This is a genomic window from Acinetobacter sp. AS167 (assembly GCF_037152175.1).
GTDB lineage: Bacteria > Pseudomonadota > Gammaproteobacteria > Pseudomonadales > Moraxellaceae > Acinetobacter.
Genome location: NZ_JBBCMP010000034.1, coordinates 1 through 588 on the forward strand (window position 1 = coordinate 1; position 588 = coordinate 588).

General features: G+C 39.3%; 2 tRNA genes. Both read left to right on the plus strand.

Annotated elements, in window-relative coordinates:
• Nucleotides 1-24: 24 nt before the first annotated feature.
• Nucleotides 25-101, plus strand: a tRNA-Ile gene (locus tag WFN33_RS20225).
• A 44-nt stretch (nucleotides 102-145) separates the two neighbouring features.
• A tRNA-Ala gene (locus WFN33_RS20230) sits at nucleotides 146-221 on the plus strand.
• Nucleotides 222-588 lie beyond the last annotated feature (367 nt).

A 588-nucleotide genomic window follows, 5' to 3' on the forward strand; every position in this document is an offset into this window, starting at 1 on the left:
GTTGTTCTTCATTGATGTATCTGAGGGTCTGTAGCTCAGTTGGTTAGAGCACACGCTTGATAAGCGTGGGGTCACAAGTTCAAGTCTTGTCAGACCCACCAAGTCTACTGAACACAGAAGAGCAGATATATTAAGATCTTAAGCTGGGGACTTAGCTTAGTTGGTAGAGCGCCTGCTTTGCACGCAGGAGGTCAACGGTTCGACTCCGTTAGTCTCCACCACTAATTACAAACTAAGTGATTACAGAACTTAGTAAGCCGATAGCTTATTAAGTTCTGTGATTTATCACAGTTAACTACTCGCTGACGAGGCGGTAGTGAATCATTAACAGAATATATTTGAGTTGAAATAATTGTTTAACTCGTTTTAGTTGATGTTAGCAAGCAATTGTTAATATTGAATGAAATGAGAACTAGCGATAAAACTGAATCAAGCGTTTTGGTATATGAATTAAATTGAAGCTGTATAGTGATTAAATTCACAGGCAACAAATAGAAGTGGTTGAATCCACATTGTTGATCCTCCTTGTAGGGATTAGCGACTGTTTGGGGTTGTATAGTCAAGTAATTAAGTGCATGTGGTGGATGC